Here is a 2,487-nt window from a genome sequence, read left to right as displayed (position 1 = left end):
CGACGACTTCAATCGGAATGATTTCGACCTGACGCACCAATTGCTCACGCATATTGAGCGCGCGGATGAAGTGCGTGGGAATGCCGATTTCGGTGAGGCGCGTCATCAGATACTCAGAAATCCGGTTGTTCAGCACGCCTTTGCCGCTGATAACCCCTTTTTTCTGATTATTGAAGGCGGTCGCATCGTCCTTGAAATACTGCACGATCGTGCCGGGTTCCGGTCCTTCGAACAGAACTTTGGCTTTGCCTTCGTAAATCTTCCTGCGTCGCGCCATCAAACCATCCTTCGGGGGTCACGCCGGTCGCGCCAACCCCAGCGGCGGCGATCCGGTTGCGTCTCTATAGCAGTGGGGGGAGGGCGATACAATGTACGCGTCATCCTCCAAGGGTGCTGAGGGCTCGACCCGCCTATGCGACGGGTTCATAGGGGTGCGTCGCGGGTGGCCCATCGGCATGCAAAAATGCCGGCTGGCGTCCGTCGCCCAGAACCGGCAGCGCAATGAGGCTCGACGCGCGCGTGCCGTAGCCGTTGGGCAGATGCAGCGTGAGCCCCTGGCGCGGATCGGCCTTATCCTCCTGGGCGAGAAGCGCTTGCCACGCCCCCCAATCGTCCGAATCGGGAATCGGCACCGGCGCGGCAATAAAGCGCGATAAATGCCGTTTTACGCGCGGGTCGCCCGGATCATTGCGCTCCCAGGCCCCAAACATCGAAAACCCTTCCGGGATTTCGGCCACGGTCAGCTTTTCTTCGTCCGAGCGCAGCCAATAGGCGTCTTGGTCGTCGGCGATCACCAGATTAAAGCCGCGATAGGCCTTTGGGTCGAGATCGATCAAGGATTTCGCTGCAACCGACGCATCGGCATGGTCGAGCGCCTCCAGCACCAATTCCCCCCGGCTGCGTTTGCCCACCTGCGGCCCGAGCGTGCCGTGACGGTTGAGCAGCGCCGCTGTGACGCCATAATCGTTGATCCCGAGCCAGGAGCCGCCGGAGCTTTCGTCATAGCCCGCGCGCACATCGGGCCGATCCGGCCAATGCCGCCCCGGCGGGCGCGACGGGCGGTCCGCCATCTCTTCGCGGTTTGCCGCCAGTAGGAACGGCCACCGATGCCCCGGACGCCGCAATACGAGCACAACACACATCGCTTACCCCTCCTCACGCCAAGCTCGTATAATTTGCCAGCTTTGAGCTACATCAAAGACTAGGCTAAGCTTCTTTTCCAGATAGTGAGTCGAAAGACCAACCGTCAGGGGTCAGGCCCCCAGGAGTAAAGCACGCCATGACGAAATTTGAAGATCGGGAACGAGCCTTCGAAGCCCATTTTGCGCTGGAACAGGATCAAGCCTTCCGTGCCGTGGTGCGCCGGGACAAGCTCTTCGGGCTGTGGGCCGCCGAACGCATGGGCCTGCCGACCGCAGAAGCCGATATGTACGCCAAGGGCCTGATCGATTACGACATCGAGCACCCCGGCGACGATGACATTCTGGAACGCGTCGCCGACGATCTCGCCTCGCGCGGCGTGCATGCCGAACCCGCCAGCCTGCGTGAAGAATTGATCCGCCTGCACGCGGTCGCCAAGGCCGAAATTCTGGGGACCTAATCCCGCTTGCGCTTGTGTTGCGCCGCCGCACACCCTATGTGTCCTCGCAGGATAACCAGGCCAGGGGAGCGTCATGAGCGGCTTTAGTGATCGGGAAAAAGCGTTCGAAACCCAATTCGCCCAGGATGAAACCGTCCGCTTCAAGGTGGTTGCGCGCCGGAACAAGCTGTTCGGGCTGTGGGCGGCTGAAAAGCTCGGCGAGACCGACGCGGAAGCCTATGCGAAAACCGTCGTCGCCGCCGACTTCGACCGCCCCGGCGACGACGATGTGCTGGAAAAAAGTCGCGGGTGATTTTGCCGCCAAGGGTATCAGCATCGGCGCTAATGAGTTGCGGGCCGAGATGGACCGGCTGTTGGGCGTTGCGAAGGAACAGATCGCGACGGGGTAAGCTTTCCGGCATCCTGCGGCGCGGCATGGCGTTCGGCTATTTTCGATAAAAAAGCCACGTCAACCCGCCGCAGAAGGCCGATAAACCTATAAAGATAAAGCCTAACAGGGCATCGGTCTTCAAAAACGCCTCGACCGACAGCGCGGCAAAAATGCCGATCAGGGCGACCGACCAAAATTTCCGTAAATCGACGATGAGCATTTTGCCGTACTGAGCCGTGCCCTCGATCATCGTTTCCAGTAACGACGACGCGCCAAACGCCGTGGCCAGAACCATAGCGACGATGAGACAAACACCCCAGGCCAGGGCGAGCGCGAGAAGCGCGTAGAGCAGAAAATCGGCCATCAATATTGTTCCTGAAGCCTATGCAGCAACACCTGCGGAGACCGTTCCCTATTCCGTAAACTAAAGTCCACAGACCGGATTAGGCCGTTCTCTCAATCTGCTATCGTTAAGCGGTCGGTCAGGTTCTGCAAGGCTTGCGTATAGCCTATCCGA

At 60.0% G+C, this 2,487-nt stretch carries 6 protein-coding genes; 3 read left to right on the top strand and 3 right to left on the bottom strand.

From position 1 onward, the window contains the following. Both VZ95_RS13250 and VZ95_RS13245 read right to left on the bottom strand, forming a co-directional pair. Positions 1-277, bottom strand: a 277-nt coding sequence (locus tag VZ95_RS13250) for a phosphoribosylaminoimidazolesuccinocarboxamide synthase (protein ID WP_045776268.1), incomplete at its 3' end; no start/stop codon positions are given. A 133-nt stretch (positions 278-410) separates the two neighbouring features. Further along, positions 411-1,142: an NRDE family protein gene (locus VZ95_RS13245; protein WP_045776267.1), complete on the bottom strand. Its 732-nt coding sequence runs from the start codon at positions 1,140-1,142 to the stop codon at positions 411-413. A gap of 137 nt (positions 1,143-1,279) precedes the next feature. On the opposite strand from VZ95_RS13245, the gene VZ95_RS13240 reads away from it, so the two are divergent. The 3 genes from VZ95_RS13240 to VZ95_RS28275 all read left to right on the top strand — a co-directional run bounded on the left by VZ95_RS13240 (position 1,280) and on the right by VZ95_RS28275 (position 1,989). Then, positions 1,280-1,600 (top strand): DUF1476 domain-containing protein, encoded by a 321-nt coding sequence (locus VZ95_RS13240; protein ID WP_045776266.1) that lies wholly within the window; start codon positions 1,280-1,282, stop codon positions 1,598-1,600. Between the two features lie 73 nt (positions 1,601-1,673). Then, complete coding sequence (locus tag VZ95_RS13235) at positions 1,674-1,892, top strand: DUF1476 domain-containing protein (RefSeq protein WP_232302654.1); 219 nt, start codon at positions 1,674-1,676, stop codon at positions 1,890-1,892. Continuing rightward, positions 1,867-1,989: a hypothetical protein gene (locus tag VZ95_RS28275; RefSeq protein WP_269747109.1), complete on the top strand. Its 123-nt coding sequence runs from the start codon at positions 1,867-1,869 to the stop codon at positions 1,987-1,989. The genes VZ95_RS13235 and VZ95_RS28275 overlap by 26 nt, the downstream gene beginning before the upstream one ends. A gap of 36 nt (positions 1,990-2,025) precedes the next feature. On the opposite strand, the gene VZ95_RS13230 is transcribed toward VZ95_RS28275, so the two are convergent. After that, on the bottom strand, positions 2,026-2,334 hold the full coding sequence (locus tag VZ95_RS13230; protein WP_045776265.1) for a hypothetical protein: 309 nt from the start codon (positions 2,332-2,334) through the stop codon (positions 2,026-2,028). Positions 2,335-2,487 lie beyond the last annotated feature (153 nt).

This window comes from Elstera litoralis (genome assembly GCF_000963705.1).
Classification (GTDB): Bacteria; Pseudomonadota; Alphaproteobacteria; order Elsterales; family Elsteraceae; genus Elstera; species Elstera litoralis.
Note: the sequence above shows the minus strand (reverse complement) of the source record. Positions and strands in the feature narration are given on the sequence as shown.